The 17,374-nt window shown below is 30.8% G+C and carries 18 protein-coding genes, 1 riboswitch and 1 other annotated feature; of the genes, 13 read left to right on the forward strand and 5 right to left on the reverse strand.

Annotated features, from left to right (window positions below; all coding sequences use genetic code 11):
• Positions 1-75 precede the first annotated feature (75 nt).
• The gene (locus tag NST64_RS05120; RefSeq protein WP_002488428.1) at positions 76-540 is read left to right on the forward strand and encodes a hypothetical protein; all 465 of its coding nucleotides are present in this window, start codon (positions 76-78) and stop codon (positions 538-540) included.
• On the opposite strand, the gene NST64_RS05125 is transcribed toward NST64_RS05120, so the two are convergent.
• Complete coding sequence (locus NST64_RS05125) at positions 515-961, reverse strand: competence protein ComK (RefSeq protein WP_002449640.1); 447 nt, start codon at positions 959-961, stop codon at positions 515-517. The two genes, NST64_RS05120 and NST64_RS05125, sit on opposite strands and share 26 nt — an antisense overlap.
• Positions 948-1,433 (reverse strand): sigma-70 family RNA polymerase sigma factor, encoded by a 486-nt coding sequence (locus NST64_RS05130; RefSeq protein WP_255296323.1) that lies wholly within the window; start codon positions 1,431-1,433, stop codon positions 948-950. The genes NST64_RS05125 and NST64_RS05130 overlap by 14 nt, the downstream gene beginning before the upstream one ends.
• Before the next feature lie 208 nt (positions 1,434-1,641).
• Between NST64_RS05130 and NST64_RS05135 the strand changes: the two genes are divergently transcribed.
• From NST64_RS05135 to ribH, 7 genes are all read left to right on the forward strand, one after another.
• Positions 1,642-1,866: a hypothetical protein gene (locus tag NST64_RS05135; RefSeq protein ID WP_002449634.1), complete on the forward strand. Its 225-nt coding sequence runs from the start codon at positions 1,642-1,644 to the stop codon at positions 1,864-1,866.
• 246 nt (positions 1,867-2,112) lie between these two features.
• The gene (locus NST64_RS05140) at positions 2,113-2,961 is read left to right on the forward strand and encodes an N-acetylglucosaminidase (RefSeq protein ID WP_037554400.1); all 849 of its coding nucleotides are present in this window, start codon (positions 2,113-2,115) and stop codon (positions 2,959-2,961) included.
• Between the two features lie 297 nt (positions 2,962-3,258).
• Positions 3,259-4,746: an FAD/NAD(P)-binding protein gene (locus NST64_RS05145; RefSeq protein WP_002449656.1), complete on the forward strand. Its 1,488-nt coding sequence runs from the start codon at positions 3,259-3,261 to the stop codon at positions 4,744-4,746.
• 150 nt (positions 4,747-4,896) lie between these two features.
• Positions 4,897-5,032: riboswitch (FMN riboswitch) on the forward strand.
• Between the two features lie 123 nt (positions 5,033-5,155).
• Positions 5,156-6,199: a bifunctional diaminohydroxyphosphoribosylaminopyrimidine deaminase/5-amino-6-(5-phosphoribosylamino)uracil reductase RibD gene (ribD, locus tag NST64_RS05150; RefSeq protein ID WP_002488430.1), complete on the forward strand. Its 1,044-nt coding sequence runs from the start codon at positions 5,156-5,158 to the stop codon at positions 6,197-6,199.
• A 6-nt stretch (positions 6,200-6,205) separates the two neighbouring features.
• A complete protein-coding gene (gene ribE / locus NST64_RS05155; protein ID WP_002455175.1) occupies positions 6,206-6,838 on the forward strand; it encodes a riboflavin synthase in 633 nt (210 codons plus the stop codon).
• Between the two features lie 11 nt (positions 6,839-6,849).
• Positions 6,850-8,034 carry a bifunctional 3,4-dihydroxy-2-butanone-4-phosphate synthase/GTP cyclohydrolase II gene (locus tag NST64_RS05160; protein WP_077700526.1) on the forward strand — a complete coding sequence of 395 codons (1,185 nt, stop codon included), beginning with the start codon at positions 6,850-6,852 and terminating at the stop codon, positions 8,032-8,034.
• 12 nt (positions 8,035-8,046) lie between these two features.
• Positions 8,047-8,505 carry a 6,7-dimethyl-8-ribityllumazine synthase gene (gene ribH / locus NST64_RS05165; RefSeq protein WP_002455177.1) on the forward strand — a complete coding sequence of 153 codons (459 nt, stop codon included), beginning with the start codon at positions 8,047-8,049 and terminating at the stop codon, positions 8,503-8,505.
• Between the two features lie 51 nt (positions 8,506-8,556).
• Here ribH and NST64_RS05170 read toward each other — a convergent pair whose 3' ends face one another.
• The gene (locus NST64_RS05170; protein WP_107632394.1) at positions 8,557-9,558 is read right to left on the reverse strand and encodes a proline dehydrogenase family protein; all 1,002 of its coding nucleotides are present in this window, start codon (positions 9,556-9,558) and stop codon (positions 8,557-8,559) included.
• A 208-nt stretch (positions 9,559-9,766) separates the two neighbouring features.
• Between NST64_RS05170 and NST64_RS05175 the strand changes: the two genes are divergently transcribed.
• Both NST64_RS05175 and NST64_RS05180 read left to right on the forward strand, forming a co-directional pair.
• Positions 9,767-10,594, forward strand: a complete 828-nt coding sequence (locus NST64_RS05175) for an alpha/beta fold hydrolase (RefSeq protein ID WP_002449637.1) — start codon at positions 9,767-9,769, stop codon at positions 10,592-10,594.
• Between the two features lie 319 nt (positions 10,595-10,913).
• The gene (locus tag NST64_RS05180; RefSeq protein ID WP_002449620.1) at positions 10,914-11,315 is read left to right on the forward strand and encodes a transcriptional regulator, SarA/Rot family; all 402 of its coding nucleotides are present in this window, start codon (positions 10,914-10,916) and stop codon (positions 11,313-11,315) included.
• A 59-nt stretch (positions 11,316-11,374) separates the two neighbouring features.
• Here NST64_RS05180 and NST64_RS05185 read toward each other — a convergent pair whose 3' ends face one another.
• Positions 11,375-11,935 (reverse strand): class I SAM-dependent methyltransferase, encoded by a 561-nt coding sequence (locus NST64_RS05185; RefSeq protein WP_049418253.1) that lies wholly within the window; start codon positions 11,933-11,935, stop codon positions 11,375-11,377.
• The gene (locus tag NST64_RS05190) at positions 11,932-12,891 is read right to left on the reverse strand and encodes a TIGR01212 family radical SAM protein (RefSeq protein ID WP_017176354.1); all 960 of its coding nucleotides are present in this window, start codon (positions 12,889-12,891) and stop codon (positions 11,932-11,934) included. The genes NST64_RS05185 and NST64_RS05190 overlap by 4 nt, the downstream gene beginning before the upstream one ends.
• A gap of 111 nt (positions 12,892-13,002) precedes the next feature.
• Here NST64_RS05190 and NST64_RS05195 point away from each other — a divergent pair, with 111 nt between their 5' ends.
• The 3 genes from NST64_RS05195 to NST64_RS05205 all read left to right on the forward strand — a co-directional run bounded on the left by NST64_RS05195 (position 13,003) and on the right by NST64_RS05205 (position 17,236).
• A complete protein-coding gene (locus NST64_RS05195) occupies positions 13,003-14,187 on the forward strand; it encodes an MDR family MFS transporter (RefSeq protein ID WP_049418251.1) in 1,185 nt (394 codons plus the stop codon).
• Positions 14,188-14,253: 66 nt separating this feature from the next.
• Positions 14,254-14,444 (forward strand) — a binding site (T-box leader).
• A 47-nt stretch (positions 14,445-14,491) separates the two neighbouring features.
• Positions 14,492-16,906, forward strand: a complete 2,415-nt coding sequence (leuS, locus tag NST64_RS05200) for a leucine--tRNA ligase (protein WP_049418249.1) — start codon at positions 14,492-14,494, stop codon at positions 16,904-16,906.
• A gap of 18 nt (positions 16,907-16,924) precedes the next feature.
• The gene (locus NST64_RS05205) at positions 16,925-17,236 is read left to right on the forward strand and encodes a rhodanese-like domain-containing protein (protein WP_002449646.1); all 312 of its coding nucleotides are present in this window, start codon (positions 16,925-16,927) and stop codon (positions 17,234-17,236) included.
• The last annotated feature ends 138 nt before the right edge of the window (positions 17,237-17,374 follow it).

The following is a 17,374-nucleotide window of genomic DNA, read 5'->3' on the forward strand; positions in this document are numbered from 1 at the left end:
TTTTTATTGAGTTTGTTTTAAAATCGGTGTTCAGTTAAAATTTATGAATATAATTAAATAGAAAGGAATTAAGTTATGGAGGAAACTGCTTTTAGAGAAAAAGTAAGAAAACAATTGTGGTTTTTAAATAAAAAAGAAAAGCAATTATTAGAACATACTTTTGAACAAAATAATGCTTCATTTAATAATGCAGAACAGAAATTTATGGAACCTACTCGTTTTGCTAATCAATTTTTACAGGTTCATATCTTTCGAAATAAACATTTTTCAAATGGATATTTGTTCTTATTAATTATATTATTTGTTCTTACATACATTCTATTACTAGGATGGTTTTTAGCTGGATTTATCGCAAGTTTAGCAGTAGTCAATCAATTTATAAATCCTAAAGCAGAATTAAGTTTAATCTATCTTGTATTAATCTTAGTTTTTGCCATTATTAGTTTGATTGTCAGTTTGTATCTCATAAGATTTGTGACTGCTTTGTTTACTAAAAGATTACTTGAATATAAGTTTAATGAAAAGAAGTCGTCTTATTAATTAAATAGGCTAATAGAATACTTTCTTGCCATTTTTTATAAACTAAAATGTAAGGCTCATCGACTATGCATTGAACTGAATTATCAAAGATAATAATGGTTTTATTTTGAGAAGACGTTAATCCAATAATACGTTGAGCATTAAAATATATTTGTATGGGTGCGCGTTGATGTTTGATTGGAAATAAAATGATGTCTTTAGAAATATAAATAGGAACTAGTTTATTGATAGATAATAAGCGTTTAGCTAATTTAAGTTGTTGCGTATATGATTTATTAAATTGTTCTAGATAGTATATGACTATCTTTTTAATATGAAATGGTAGAATCATTTCATATGTTTTAAAACAACATTTAGTCTGAATTGTTGAACCTTCTAAAGTTTGAATGTATAACAAATCGAAAGTATTATGAGGTAACATGCCAATCACCTTCTAAATAATATTGCTGAAGTTTGATACGGGCAGAAGATTTATATTTTTTAATTGTAGTGTCTGAGACATTCATCTTTTTAGCGATTTCATATTGTTTGTATCCATGAAGATAATATATCAGCCATTGATATTCATTTGAATTTAAAATATATTTGAAATCATTAAAAAAAGATTCATCTTTCAATGTATAAGTTAAAGAATGAGGTAACGCTGCAATATCTAGGCAATCAATCTTCAATTGCTCCTTTCTAAAAAGATCAATAAGATAAAACTTTAATCGCTGATAGATAAAAGAGGACAAAGATACAGAGGAAGATGGGTTATAAATTTTGGAGATTTCCCACAATTTTATTAATAATAGTTGATAAAATTCATCATAATTATAAGTGATACGGTATTGTCTTAACAAATGATGAATCATCTTATGATATTTTATGTGTAATGAACTAAAATCTGAAATATTTATTCTTTCTCCTTAGTTATGTACATAAACAATATTTCCGGATGTATAAATTCTACATGAGGTATCGTGAATTTTCATTTGCTTAATTTAATAAATAGGTGTTAAATAGTAAACATAGAATCGTTGGATTGGATGATATATAGCTTTAACAAGTTTGTAAGATTAATATTCGACATTTGTACAATAAAATATAGGAGGTATGAAGTTGGATTACGCACATTTAAATCTTGAGCACTTTTTTGCAAGACATGATGATTTAGACGTTATTAGAGATCGTTCTGAATTTGTAATGATAAATAATTTTACAAATGAAATGATGTATCGTGATGGTGATATTGAAGGGACGATTGATTTAAATCAATATTATTATAAAAATAGATCGCAAGCTGTCAGTTTTATTATGATGGATTATAAAAGAAATAACGAATAATTAAATATGTTAACCTTACTACAAATAACTATATTTATTTAATAGATAAAAATCATTGAGTAATGAAATGTTGAGTATTTCATTACTTTTATTTTTTTGTTAAATTTCAATTTTGTTACTTTTATTTTATGAATATGTAACATTATAATTATAAAATTGTTTAAGAGAATTAAAAATGTTAAAATTTATTATCATGGAAGACTTTTCTATAAATGAAATTACAACATTAACCTAAGAGGTGTGAATATGACAAAGCACAGAAAAGGTTCTATTATAGGCCTAATAGGGTTACTTATTATTTTAGTAGCAGCTGGCTTCATTTTTTTCTCAATGATTTCTGATCAGATATTTTTCAAAAAAGTAAATGAAGTAGAGAAAGTTCAGCATGTGAACGTCACGCTTGATAAAGCTGCTGCAAAACAAATAGATAACTATACAAGTCAACAAGTATCGAATAAAAATAATAATGCATGGAGAGATGCATCAGCAAGTGAAATTAAAGTTGCAATGGACAGCAGTAAATTTATCGATGATGATAAACAAAGATATCAATTTTTAGATTTATCTAAATATCAAGGTATTGATAAAAATCGTATCAAACGTATGTTGTTCGATCGACCTACACTATTGAAACATACTGATGCTTTTGTAAATGCTGCAAAAGAAAAACGTGTCAATGAAGTCTATTTAATTTCTCACGCATTATTAGAAACAGGTTCAGTAAAAAGTGAACTGGCGAATGGTGTAAATATTGATGGTAAAAAATATTATAATTTTTATGGTGTTGGAGCTTTAGATGAAGATCCAATCAAAACAGGTGCTGAATATGCGAAAAAACATGGTTGGGATACACCAGAGAAAGCAATTAAAGGTGGCGCAGATTTTATTCATAAACACTTCCTATCTCACGATGATCAAAACACATTATATAGCATGAGATGGAATCCTATGAATCCGGGTGAACATCAATATGCGACTGATATTAAATGGGCTGAAAGTAATGCGGAAATTATTGCTGATTTCTATAAAGAAATGAAAACTGAAGGTAAATACTTCAAGTTGTATGTTTATAAAGATGATCAAAAACATCAATAATCAAAATAAAAACCAACATTATCTTTTTAATTAGATGATGTTGGTTTTTTTATTTATTCTGCTTTGTTTTTTCTTGAAGCCCAAGTAAATCCAATGATAAAAACAATTAATGTTTTTAATAAAAATTTCATTGTTTAGTCACCTCAATATTTAAATTTTAACATAGTTACACATGATTATTTATGCTTTGAAATGGATAATCGTGTTAATAGTGAAACGTTTTGAAGTCGAGAATCGTATTGGTATAATATGATAATATTCAACATAATACAAATATATAAAAGGATGATGTTAAATATGCGAGTAGCAATTATAGGTATGGGTACAGCAGGTGTGAGTGTACTTAGACAACTCGTTAAACATAAAGACTTTAAGCAATTAAAAGTCGATGTCTACGATAATGAATTTAATATGGGGCAGGGTGTTCCTTTTCAAAATGATAGTAGTCAATTATTAATTAACTTACCCACTAAAAATATGAGTTTAAATCTAGATGATGATGAAGAGTTTTGGAAATGGTATCAAACACAATCTGATTTTACGTTTAAAAATCCAAAGTATTTACCAAGATTTGTTTTTGGCCATTATATGAAATCATACTTATCAAATTATGAGACATTATATGATAACCTTACAGTTATTAAACAACCAGTACAAGAAGTCTTCATTAATTCAAATATAGATGAAACCACATTGAAATATTATGTCTGTACGTCTAAAGATATGAAGCATTGTCAAGTATATGATTACATATTTTTAACTATAGGTACTTTATCATATCACGACCCTTATCATTTAAAAGGCATAAAAGGTTATATTCAAACTCCTTACCCTACATATAATACTTTAGATGATGTACAAGAATCTGATGATATTGCTATTATTGGAACAGGATTAGCTAGTTTAGATGTAGTGCGTTATGTAGCGTTTCATCACCCTAAACTACCTATCACAATGACGAGTCGTTCTGCTCAATTACCTAGCGTAAGAGGAAACATGAAAAAAATTGAGTTTCAATATTTAACGAAATCTAAATTTAATGATATTAAAGATAAGTACTTTGGAAATGTACCATTAGAGAAAGCATTCGATTTATTTAAAGAAGAGTGTGAATTAAATGGTATTGATTTACAGAAATTGGTTCATCGCCGAACAGGGGACACGATTAAAGATTTAAATTATGATTTAGAACATCCTAATGAGATAGGTATATTCCAAACATTAATAGAGAATGTCAAAGAAAATTTAAATTGGATTTGGAATAGTTTTAGTCGTCAAGATCAAATTGAATTCGATAAACGTTTCACTAAAATTATTCAACTTAACTCAAATCCTATGCCTCCAAGAACTGCAAAACTCATCAAGCAATTAATAAAAGATGGTTCATTAGTGATTAGAAAGGATTTAGAAGATGTGGTACATAAAAATGGAATATTTAATTTAAAATTCAAACATGATGAACAATGGTATCCACATCATATTATTATTAATGCAACAGGTTCTAAAACACATTTAAAAGATTTAGATGAAGATGATCAATTTATCTTAAATCTTCAAAATCGACAAATTATTCAAGCTCATCCTATGGGTGGAATACAAATTATCCCAGAAACAAATCAGGTGATTAGTCCAAGATATGGTACTTTAAATAATATGATTGCTATTGGACAAATCACTAATGGAGTAAATAAATTGCGTAATGGAGTAAAAATGATTGTTAATCAAGCGGTAAGTGCAGTGGATTACTTATATGAAATTCGAAAAGAATTTGATCATAAAGCATAATGCTTTACACAATAATGAATAAATGTCTCTTTAAGAGTTAAATTTAAAAATCAAATTGAAATTCTTTATTTGTAATTTTCCAAAAATAAATGTAAGATGATATATGTAGCACTAAACTACAATGACTCAAATTTAATCACAATTTCATACGTATTCTTTCGGGGCAGGGTGTAATTCCCAACCGGCAGTGATTAAGCCTGCGACCCACTTAATCTTAATTTATTAAGTGGCTGATCTAGTGAGACTCTAGAGCCGACAGTAAAAGTCTGGATGGGAGGAAGAATCAATCACATCATTACTGAATGATGTATAAGCATGCACAATATAAAAATTGTAGTACGCTTATTTAAGTATATATACATGCCCTATGCCTGTGAAACAGGTATGGGGTTTTTTTAGAGGTGATAAATTGAGTGAATTTATGAAATATGCAATTCAATTAGCACAAATGGTGGAAGGACAAACTGGAGTTAATCCTCCTGTTGGCTCAGTTGTCGTGAAGGATGGGCGTATTGTGGGATTAGGTGCACATTTAAAGCAAGGAGAGAAACATGCGGAAGTTCAGGCTTTAGATATGGCACAAGATAAAGCAAAAGGCGGCACAATTTATATTTCGCTTGAACCCTGTACACATTATGGATCAACACCACCTTGTGTGAATAAAATTATTGAACATGGGCTTAGTAAAGTGATTTATGCTGTAAAAGATACGACGTTATCTTCTGAGGGAGATATCATTCTTGAAAAAGCAGGTATTGAAGTTGAGTATCAATATTCAGAAGAAGCTTTTGCTTTGTATGAGGATTTCTTCAAAGCAAAACAACAGAAAATCCCTGGAATTACAGTAAAAGTCTCGACTTCGTTAGATGGTAAACAAGCGACTGATAGTGGACAAAGTCAGTGGATTACGAATAAAGCTGTAAAACAAGATGTATATCGTTTAAGACATACTCATGACGCAGTATTAACTGGTAATGGAACGATTGAAGCGGATAATCCACAATATACAACACGTATTCAAGAGGGTAAACATCCAATAAGAATCATACTATCTAAGCGAGGCCAAATTGATTATTCAAAACAGATATTTCACGATCAATTAAGTGAAATTTGGATTTATACTGAAAATCATGAACTAAAAAGTCCAAGTCATCATATAAAAATAATATATTTAGAAACATGTAATTTAAAATCTATTTTATCTGATATATATCAAAGAGGTGTCGGCAGATTATTAGTAGAAGCTGGGCCTCAAATAACTTCAGAATTTCTCCAATCTAATTATTTAGACCATCTTATTATTTATTATGCCCCGAAAATAATAGGCGGTATTGGAAAAAATCAATTTTATCAAACTGATAATGTCATTGATTTAGCTGATGCGCCACAATTTGAAGTGATTTCTACCGAGTCTATTCAACAAAATATTAAAATGACACTGCGAAAGAAGTGAAGATAAATGTTTACAGGTATCGTTGAAGAAATAGGTACTGTAAAAAGTATTCGCACTCAACAATCCGTAAGGACATTAGATATTTCATGTCAAAAAATCATAGAAGATATGCATATTGGTGATTCTATAAGCGTAAATGGTGCGTGTTTAACAGTCATTGATTTTAAACAAAATCAATTTTCTGTCCAAGTGATTAAAGGTACTGAAAATAAAACATATTTAGCTAATATTAAAGAAAATGATGAAGTCAATCTTGAACGAGCAATGTCAGGTAGTGGACGTTTCGGAGGACATTTTGTATTAGGTCATGTAGATGCAAAAGGAACAATTATAAATATCAGAGAAACGCCTAATTCACGCATTGTATCTATTAAGGCATCTGACTCGGTCATCAAACAAATGGTTAAGCAAGGTTCTATTACTGTTGATGGCGTAAGTTTAACAATTTTTGACTTGCATCAACATAGTTTTGATATCCATCTTATTCCTGAAACAAGACGTTCAACGATTCTTTCTAACAAAAAGATGGGCGATGAAGTGCATCTTGAAACAGATGTATTATTTAAATATGTTGAAAGTATAGTTGGTAAAAATAAATCTGATTTGTCAGTTGATAAATTAAAAGCATATGGTTTTTAGGAGGGGCTTAAATGAAATTCGATAGCATTGAAGAAGCGTTAGAAGCATTAAGAAATGGCAATAGTATTATTGTAGTAGATGATGAAAATCGTGAAAATGAAGGTGACTTAATTGCGGTCACTCAATGGATGAAAGACGATACCATTAATTATATGGCCAAAGAAGCGCGTGGATTAATTTGCGCTCCTATAAGTTCGCAGATTGCTGAACGTCTAAATCTTAAAACTATGGTTGATGGTAATACAGATGACTACGGTACAAATTTCACTGTAAGTATCGATCATATCTCTACTACTACAGGAATTAGTGCATTTGACCGTACAGCAACAGCGAAAGCGTTAATTAATCCTGATTCTAAACCAGAAAGTTTCCATAAACCCGGACATTTATTTCCTTTAGTGTCTAAGGAAAAAGGTGTATTAGTTAGACCAGGACATACGGAGGCTGCTGTAGATTTAGCTAAATTAACAGGTGCTGCACCTGCTGGAGTTATATGTGAGATAATGAATGACGATGGTACGATGGCAAAAGGTAATGAATTACAACAATTTAAAGAGCGACATCAATTAAAAATGATTACAATTGAAAGTTTAATTAATTATCGTCGTAAACAAGAAAGCGAAGGTATTGAACTTAAAGCAACTGTAAAAATGCCAACGGATATTGGTAATTTTAAAATGTACGGTTTCCAATCTCAATATACACATGAAGATATTGTTGTACTTGGCAAAGGAGAACCACGTACAACTGAAAATGTAAGACTACATTCTGCTTGTTTAACAGGTGATATTTTCCACAGTCAACGATGTGATTGTGGCGCTCAATTAGAAGCATCAATGAAATATATAAATGATCATGGCGGATTAATTATTTATTTACCACAAGAAGGTAGAGGCATTGGTTTAATGAATAAACTAAAAGCTTATGAATTAATTGAGCAAGGACATGATACGGTTACTGCAAACTTAGCATTAGGTTTTGATGAAGACTTAAGAGATTATCATATAGCTGCTCAAATTCTTAAATATTTTAACGTTCAACAAGTTAATTTATTAAGTAATAATCCTAAGAAATTTGAAGGCTTGGAAGATTATGGTATAAAAGTTGCAGAGCGTACAGAAGTGATTGTGCCAGAAACGGAACATAATCATCATTATATGGAAACAAAAAAATCGAAAATGGGACATCTTATTTAGGAGGAATCTAGAATGAATTTTGAAGGTAAATTAGTCGGTACAAATTTAAAAGTTGCAATAGTAGTGAGTAGATTTAATGATTTTATTACCAACCGTTTATTAGACGGAGCGAAAGATACATTAGTAAGACATGGTGTAGATGAAGATAATATTGATGTTGCATATGTACCAGGTGCATTTGAAATTCCACTTGTTGCTAAAAAATTAGCGCAAAAAAATGATTATGATGCAGTGATTACTTTAGGCTGTGTCATTAGAGGTGCAACATCTCATTATGATTATGTTTGTAATGAAGTTGCTAAAGGCGTATCAAAAGCAAATGATGTTACGAATACACCAGTCATTTTCGGTGTTTTAACAACTGAAAGTATTGAACAAGCAGTTGAAAGAGCGGGTACGAAAGCAGGTAATAAAGGTGCAGAAGCGGCAGTAAGTGCAATTGAAATGGCAAATTTACTTAAACAGTTTTAATTAATGTAGAGCGTCTCGATAATTTTAAGGATTATCGAGACGCTCTGTATTTCAACGTTGTAGTAATTTCACAACACCAGATACTAATGTAAGTGTTCCTATAGCTAGTCCACTAACTAAGCCAATTTTTTTAAGTGCTTCTGTTGAAATAAATTGTTGATAGGCAAGGGAAAGATTTTGAGGTCTTTCAGCCAGGCGACGCATAAAATAAGCAAACCAGTCATTGCCATATGGAACATAAACGGTAAAGTGATATCCTTGTCTAGCAATCTCTTCTGCTAATTCATTACGAAAACCATACAACATTTGAAATTCAAAAGTGTTTTTTTCAATATGATGATCTTTTACAAATTGTTTAACATGGTTAATGATTTTATCATCATGTGTTGCAATTGACGTAAAGTTTTTGGCGTTAAGTAAACGTTTTTCAATAATATTTATATAATTTTTGTCAATATCTTTTTTACTTTGATAAGCAATCGTATCATTTTCTTTATAAGCACCTTTGACCAGTCTTAATCGTAATTCTGGGTACTTATCAATTAATTTTTCTGCCTCAAAAAGGTATCCTTGAATAACTGTACCGACATTTCTAAATTCTCCTTTTAATCTGTCTAAAATTTGTAATGTTTGTGATAAGCTATTATATTTTTCCATATCAATATTAATATGCATATTATCATAGGTATTAGCCTTTAATAAAATTTCTCTTAAATTTTGGTAGGCTAACTCGGTATCAAATTCACCGCCTAATGAACTCACTTTCACCGACATATGTGCACTCACTTGATATTTATTAATAGCTTCCATTATCTCAAGAATCTCATTTTTAGCTTGAGTCGCTACTGCTTTATTATTAACAAATTCTCCAAGATTATCTACAGTAACATCAATATGATTAGCGTTTAAACATTCAATCGTATCAATGAGTTGTTCTATAGTATTACCCGCAACAACTCTATTAGCACCCATAGTCGGTCCGATTTTTTTAGCCATTTCATTTAAATATGTACTATTTGATAATGTTATGAAAAAATCTCTGAATAAAGACATATCTATTCCTCCATCCCACTCTTATCTATCTCTATAACAAGTTTAGCATGAATATATTGCTTAAGAAAGCGTTTACATACCGAAGATAACATCCGTTTAAATTCATTAGTCATAAATTAAGAAAATCTAAATACTGTTTAACAACAATTAAAGGTATAATTTGATATAATACATTTGATAAACATTCAATTAGAGAGGATTCAAAAATATGTGGAAGTGGGAAACAGAACATGACGCTAAAGGCGTAATCATCATAGTACATAATATGTTAGAACACACTGGTAGATATGCGTATGTGATTACGATGTTGAGACGTAATGGTTATCACGTAATTATGGGTGATTTACCTGGACAAGGTCAAACTTCACGAGCTAACAGAGGTCAACTGCAACGATTTGAAATTTATCATGAACAGTTAGTTGAATGGATAAAAATTGCAAACGAATACAAATTACCAACATTTGTTATGGGTGTTGGATTAGGTGGTTTAATTATTCTCAATTTACTTGAAAAGACTGAACTACCTATTGAAGGCATATTACTACTCTCTCCAATGCTTGAATTAAAGAAAAATTATAAAACACGAAAAAATATGTTTATATCTAATATTGGAAAGAGCTCAAAAGATACACAATTTAAATTAGGAATAGATTACGAAGATTTAACTCGTAATTCAGAAGTGATTGATGAGACAAATCATGACGGATTGATGTTAAAGAAAGTATCTTACAAATGGTTTAACATTATTAATGAAACAATGAGAGACACATCACAACATATTAAAGATATCAAACCGTTACCCACTTTATTAATGTATGGTACTGAAGATAAAATCTTAGAAACGTCTTCAATAGATATTTTAAAACAACAATTTCTTGCTGATGAATTTTATTTTAAAGCGTGGAAAGGGTTTTATCATGAGATTCACAATGAACCTGAACGAGATCAAGTCATGAGATATATATTAACTTTCTTGAATAATAGCGTAAATACAATGGGATTTATTGTACAAGAAGAAGATATTGAGGAAATATAAGATAATTTTTAAAAATCTATAAAAATAGCTCGTAGAAGATAGAGATCTACGAGCCTATTCTATATCAAAAATATGGTGATAATATTATAAATGAGTTAAAATTACAATATAAGTAGAATTATAACTATCAATTACTTTTTATAAATTGTATGAATTTAGTATTAGATTTATAATATAAATGTTGAATTAAAAAATATAGTTGATATATTACTGAAAAATAAATTGTATTGAATTTTTAAAAACGCCAAATCGTATAAACTTAATAATAAATTGAATTATAATTATTATACATAATATGAGAGATCAAGGGGAATGAATTATGAAATTACAAAAAAAAGAAACGGTATCCATGGTATTGAAATTAGAGAAATTATTGAAGGATATAGATTCTATATTTAGAATTATTTATGAGAAGTATCATTTAAATAAAGAAGAAGTACTTATTTTATTAACGTTATGGGAAAAGGGGCCTATGACATTAAAAGAGATGGATCAATATGTTAATATCAAGTCATATAAACGAACAAGAACGTATAATAATTTAGTTCAATCTGATTGGGTTTACAAAGAGCGTCCCATTGACGACGAACGTACGGTTATTATCCATTTTAATGAAGAAAAAAATAAATATAGAAATGAATTATTAGATTTTATTACTACTATTATTAAAAGAAAATATGAATCTTTAGAAAATAGTTTGAATTCATTGATGAGCGTTTAATATAAAAAACCCATAAATTAAAACTACGATTTGATGTTTTAATTTATGGGTTTTAAAATTTAGCGTTTTTCAATTGCACATATAAAAGGTGCATGATTAACTTGATTGATAAATTGATATTTTAATATGTGTGCTTTACTTTGATCAAAGTTTTCGAGATATTTTAATAATTCATCTCTTTCGATTTGTCCTTCCTTATGTCCATGATAAATTACTAGTACAATAATACCTTCTGTACTTAATAGTTTAAAAATACTTTCAATAGCTTGAATAGTTGTTTCAGGTTTAGTAACAATGGTTTTATCACCTTTAGGCAGATATCCCAAATTGAAAATAGCTGCATCCACGTTTCCGATGACATCACTTGGTATATCATTTAAGATATTTTCATGTCCATCATGTATCAACGTAACATGTTTAAAGGATGCTATTTTTTCTTTTGTATGTTCAATAGCTTCTTTTTGTATATCGAAACCAAACACTTTGCCATTTGGAACCTGTTCTGCTAAAAATAGGGTGTCATTTCCATTACCACACGTAGCATCAATAACAATGCTATCATCTTGAATATGTTGATTAATAAGTGTTTTAGCAAAAGGAAGAATACGTTCTAATTTCATGAATTCACCTTAGTATTAGATGTGTAAAACTTACCTTGATAAGATTCACGACGTGCTAATTCATCATCTATTTCATTGAGAACTTCCCACTTGTTAACACTCCACATTGGTCCTACCATTAAATCAATCGGTCCATCTCCAGTAATACGATGAATAATCATGTCTGGCGGAAGGATTTCAAGTTGATCACACACTAAGTTTGTATAATCTTCTTGAGTCATAAATTCAAGCATACCTTTTTCGTATTGTTTGACCATTGGTGTACCTTTAAGTAAATGTAATAAATGGATTTTAATACCTTGCACATCCATTTGTGCCACTTCTCGTGCTGTTTCCATCATCATATGATAATCTTCACCTGGTAAGCCATTAATAATGTGTGTACATACGTTAATATTATGTTTACGCAATTTAGCTACACCTTCGTAATACGTTTGCATATCGTGCGCACGATTAATTAAATCAGAGGTTTTCTGATGAACTGTTTGAAGACCAAGTTCCACCCATAAATAAGTACGTTGATTTAGTTCAGCTAAATATTCAACCACATCATCTGGCAGACAATCTGGACGTGTAGCGATAGATAAACCAATAACTCCTTCTTCTTTTAACACAGGTTCATATTTTTCTTTTAAAACTTCTACAGGTGCATGGGTATTTGTAAATGCTTGGAAGTAAGCAATATATTTACCTTCACTCCATTTTTCATGCATTCGTTCTTTAATTTGTTGGAATTGTACTTCAATTGGATCGGCTCTATTTCCTGCAAAGTCACCACTACCAGCTGCTGAACAAAACGTACAACCGCCATGTGCGACAGTACCGTCTCTATTTGGACAGTCAAATCCGCCATCTAGAGCAACTTTAAAAATTTTCTGTCCGAATTTATTTTTTAAATGGTAATTCCATGTATGATATCGTTTATTTTCAAAGGCATACGGGAAATACTTACCCATAACACATTATCCTTTCTATCTAACTTAGTTCTAAGTAAAGATTTTAACATATTTTAATGTTATAGTGTTTATTATAGTTCGATAAAAATATAAAGAGAGGACTTAAAAATTATGAATATACCTAGATCAGTATGGTGGCTAGTTATAGGAATGGCATTAAATATAACTGGTTCTAGCTTTTTATGGCCTTTAAATACGATTTATATGAAAGAAGAATTAGGAAAAAGCTTGACAGTTTCTGGGATTGTTCTAATGATTAATTCTTTTGGAATGGTAGTTGGTAACTTACTAGGTGGAACGTTGTTCGATAAGTTAGGTGGTTACCGTACAATCATGATAGGTACTATTACTTGTTTGCTTAGTACAACATTACTTAATTTCTTTCATGGATGGCCGTGGTATGCAGTTTGGTTAGTGCTACTTGGTTTTGGTGGAGGAATGATTGTTCCAGCAATCTACGCAATGGCTGGTGCCGTTTGGCCTAATGGTGGCAGAACAACTTTTAATGCTATCTACTTAGCTCAAAACATAGGTGTTGCTGCTGGAGCTGCAATGGGAGGTTTCGTTGCTGAATTTAGCTTTAATTTTATCTTCTTAGCTAATTTAATCATGTACGTATTATTTGGAATTGTAGCCTTTACGCAATTTAATTTAGAATACCATGCTAAAGTGAAATCACCAGATAGTCTAGATATCCAAAGTAAAGAAAATAAAAAACGTTTTATAGCTTTAATATTATTATGTGCCATGTTTAGTATTTGTTGGATTGGATACATTCAATGGGAAACAACAATAGCCTCATTTACGCAACAAATTAATATTTCAATGTCTCAATATAGTGTATTGTGGACGGTAAATGGAATTATGATTTTAGTTGCACAACCATTAATTAGACCAGTCATTCGTTTGTTAAAAGGAAACTTAAAATATCAAATGTTTGTTGGTATTTTAATTTTTATGTTGTCATTCTTTGTTACAAGTTTTGCAGAACAATTTACCGTCTTCTTAATAGGAATGATTATTCTTACTTTTGGTGAAATGTTTGTATGGCCTGCAGTACCAACGATTGCCAATTATTTAGCGCCACAAGGTAAGCAAGGTCAATATCAGGGTGTAGTAAATTCTGCATCAACTGTGGGGAAAGCATTTGGTCCTCTAATCGGGGGTATATTGGTAGATACATTCAATATGAGTGCAATGTTCATAGGAATGATCATTCTTTTATTAATAGGAATGTTTTTCTTATCTATTTTTGATAAGGGTCTACCGAAACAATCACAACATGAAAATCGTTGAAAGACAACTTGAAAATTAAACATATAAAATATGATTAACCACTTGAAATTAGGTTACGAATCTCATAATATTAAACTGTATTGGAGTAGTAACTTAAATACTTTTCTAAAGAGAGCTAGTGGTGGTGCAAACTAGCGTTAAGAATTAAGTGAACTTACCGTTAATTAATTGAATTTAAAACATCTCTTACTATTATAAAGTGCACATGTAAAATGTGAATGAGGGTGGTACCGCGGCTAAAGAAAGTCGTCCCTGTCAAAAGTAATAGTTTGAGGTGTTTTATTTTTATTAGGAGGAAAATACTTTGGGTTATAATCACAAAGAGATTGAAAAGAAATGGCAAAATTATTGGGCTGAGAATAAAACATTCAAAGCAAACGATAATTTAGGTCAAAAAAAATTCTATGCATTAGATATGTTTCCATATCCATCTGGTGCGGGATTACACGTAGGACATCCAGAAGGATATACTGCAACGGATATTATTTCTCGTTATAAACGTATGCAAGGATATAATGTATTACATCCAATGGGTTGGGATGCCTTTGGATTACCCGCTGAGCAGTACGCGTTAGATACAGGGAATGATCCTAGAGAATTTACTAAAAAGAATGTTCAAACATTTAAACGTCAAATTCAAGAACTAGGTTTTAGTTATGATTGGGATCGAGAAGTTAATACTACAGATCCTGAATATTATAAATGGACGCAATGGATTTTTATTCAGCTTTATAATAAAGGACTCGCATATGTAGATGAAGTTGCAGTAAACTGGTGTCCGGCACTTGGTACAGTGTTATCAAATGAAGAGGTTGTAGATGGTGTATCAGAACGTGGAGGTCATCCTGTATATAGACGTCCGATGAAACAATGGGTATTAAAAATTACAGAATATGCCGATCGTTTATTAGAAGATTTAGATGGATTAGATTGGCCTGAATCAATTAAAGATATGCAAAGAAACTGGATTGGTCGTTCTGAAGGTGCACGTGTGTCATTTAATGTTGAAAATACTAATGACACTATTGATGTGTTTACAACACGTCCAGATACTATCTACGGTACAACATTCTTAGTACTTAGTCCTGAACATGCGTTAGTGAATGAAATTACTACTGATGACAAAAAAGAAATGGTTAAACAGTATCAAGAAGAAGCATCAAAAAAATCAGACTTAGAGCGTACTGATTTAGCAAAAGATAAATCAGGTGTGTTTACTGGGGCGTATGCTATTAACCCGTTATCAGGTAAGAAACTTCCAATTTGGATTGCTGATTATGTATTATCGACTTATGGTACAGGTGCAGTTATGGCAGTACCAGGACATGATGAGCGAGACCATGAATTTGCTAAGAAATTTGATTTACCTATCATTGAAGTTATCGAGGGCGGAAACGTTCAAGAAGAAGCATATACTGGAGAAGGTGCACATATCAATTCTGGCGAACTAGATGGGCTAGATAATAAAGAAGCAATTTCTAAAGCAATTACTTTACTCGAAGCCAAAGGTGCTGGCGAGAAAAAAGTGAATTACAAATTACGTGACTGGTTATTTAGTAGACAACGTTATTGGGGAGAACCAATTCCAGTGATTCATTGGGAAGATGGTACGATGACAACTGTTCCTGAAGAAGAACTTCCATTATTACTTCCTGAAACTGACCAAATCAAACCATCTGGTACGGGTGAATCACCATTAGCCAATATTGATGACTTTGTAAATGTTGTTGATGAAAAAACAGGCATGAAAGGACGTCGCGAAACAAATACTATGCCACAATGGGCTGGTAGTTGTTGGTATTATTTACGATATATTGATCCACATAATGAGAATATGTTAGCAGATCCAGAGAAATTAAAACATTGGTTGCCGGTAGACTTATATATTGGTGGAGTAGAACATGCGGTACTTCACTTACTGTATTCAAGATTCTGGCATAAAGTATTATATGATTTAGGTGTAGTTCCTACGAAAGAACCATTCCAAAAATTATTCAACCAAGGTATGATTCTCGGTGAAGGCAACGAAAAAATGAGTAAATCTAAAGGTAATGTTGTTAATCCTGATGATATCGTAGCATCACATGGCGCAGATACATTACGCCTATATGAAATGTTTATGGGACCATTAGATGCAGCTATAGCATGGAGTGAAAATGGGTTAGATGGCTCTAGACGTTTCTTAGATCGTGTATGGAGATTATTCATTAATGAAGATGGGTCATTATCTAATAAAATTGTTGAAAATAACGATAATTCATTGGATAAAGTTTATAATCAAACAGTTAAAAAAGTGACAGAAGACTTTGATACTCTTAACTTTAATACAGCAATTAGTCAATTAATGGTATTTATCAATGATTGTTATAAAGCGAATAACATTTACAAACCTTATGTAGAAGGATTTGTTAAAATGTTAGCACCAATTGCCCCTCACGTTAGTGAAGAGTTATGGCAACGTTTAGGCAATAAAGAAACTATTACGTACCAACCTTGGCCTACGTATAATGCATCATTACTTGTAGATGATGAGATTGAAATTGTAGTGCAAGTTAATGGTAAAGTAAGAGCGAAAATCAATATTCCTAAAGACTTATCTAAAGAAGATATGCAAGAGTTAGCATTACAAAATGAAAATGTTAAACTATCTATAGAAGGTAAAGAGATTAAAAAAGTTATTGCTGTACCTCAAAAATTAGTGAATATCGTTGCAAAATAATAAAAGAGGAGTTTTATAATGGAATCAATTACAGTAGATCAATTAAAAGAGAAAATACTAGGATCTAATCCAGTAAATATTATCGATGTGCGAACAGATGAAGAAACTGCAATGGGTACAATTCCTGGTGCTAAAACTATTCCAATGGATCAAATTGCTGATAACTTAAATCAATTTAATAAAAATGAAACGTACTACATCGTTTGTGCTGCAGGTGTTCGTAGTGAAAAAGTAGCGAACTACCTTGAAAATGAAGGTATTCATGCAGTTAATGTTGAAGGCGGCATGCAAGCATGGGGTGATGAAGGTATTGAAATAGACAGTATATAATGATTTATAGATATTTAAACAATAATACAGAAAAACAGCGAAGTTATGATTCTTCGCTGTTTTTTTATAATTTAACTTATTTTTAATATTTTTATATTATTTAGTTGTAGTACTTTTAATTTTATTATGATATTATAT

Origin of the sequence: Staphylococcus sp. FSL W8-1268, assembly GCF_038003965.1 — a bacterium.
Taxonomy (GTDB): domain Bacteria; phylum Bacillota; class Bacilli; order Staphylococcales; family Staphylococcaceae; genus Staphylococcus; species Staphylococcus hominis.

Bases quoted from the DNA above. Each gene is read 5' to 3' on its own strand.
- NST64_RS05120 (WP_002488428.1), top strand. From the start codon at position 76: ATGGAGGAAACTGCTTTTAGAGAAAAAGTAAGAAAACAATTGTGGTTT.
- NST64_RS05125 (WP_002449640.1), bottom strand. From the start codon at position 961: ATGTTACCTCATAATACTTTCGATTTGTTATACATTCAAACTTTAGAA.
- NST64_RS05140 (WP_037554400.1), top strand. From the start codon at position 2,113: ATGACAAAGCACAGAAAAGGTTCTATTATAGGCCTAATAGGGTTACTT.
- NST64_RS05145 (WP_002449656.1), top strand. From the start codon at position 3,259: ATGCGAGTAGCAATTATAGGTATGGGTACAGCAGGTGTGAGTGTACTT.
- ribE (WP_002455175.1), top strand. From the start codon at position 6,206: ATGTTTACAGGTATCGTTGAAGAAATAGGTACTGTAAAAAGTATTCGC.
- NST64_RS05160 (WP_077700526.1), top strand. From the start codon at position 6,850: ATGAAATTCGATAGCATTGAAGAAGCGTTAGAAGCATTAAGAAATGGC.
- ribH (WP_002455177.1), top strand. From the start codon at position 8,047: ATGAATTTTGAAGGTAAATTAGTCGGTACAAATTTAAAAGTTGCAATA.
- NST64_RS05170 (WP_107632394.1), bottom strand. From the start codon at position 9,558: ATGTCTTTATTCAGAGATTTTTTCATAACATTATCAAATAGTACATAT.
- NST64_RS05175 (WP_002449637.1), top strand. From the start codon at position 9,767: ATGTGGAAGTGGGAAACAGAACATGACGCTAAAGGCGTAATCATCATA.
- NST64_RS05180 (WP_002449620.1), top strand. From the start codon at position 10,914: ATGAAATTACAAAAAAAAGAAACGGTATCCATGGTATTGAAATTAGAG.
- NST64_RS05185 (WP_049418253.1), bottom strand. From the start codon at position 11,935: ATGAAATTAGAACGTATTCTTCCTTTTGCTAAAACACTTATTAATCAA.
- NST64_RS05190 (WP_017176354.1), bottom strand. From the start codon at position 12,891: ATGGGTAAGTATTTCCCGTATGCCTTTGAAAATAAACGATATCATACA.
- NST64_RS05195 (WP_049418251.1), top strand. From the start codon at position 13,003: ATGAATATACCTAGATCAGTATGGTGGCTAGTTATAGGAATGGCATTA.
- NST64_RS05205 (WP_002449646.1), top strand. From the start codon at position 16,925: ATGGAATCAATTACAGTAGATCAATTAAAAGAGAAAATACTAGGATCT.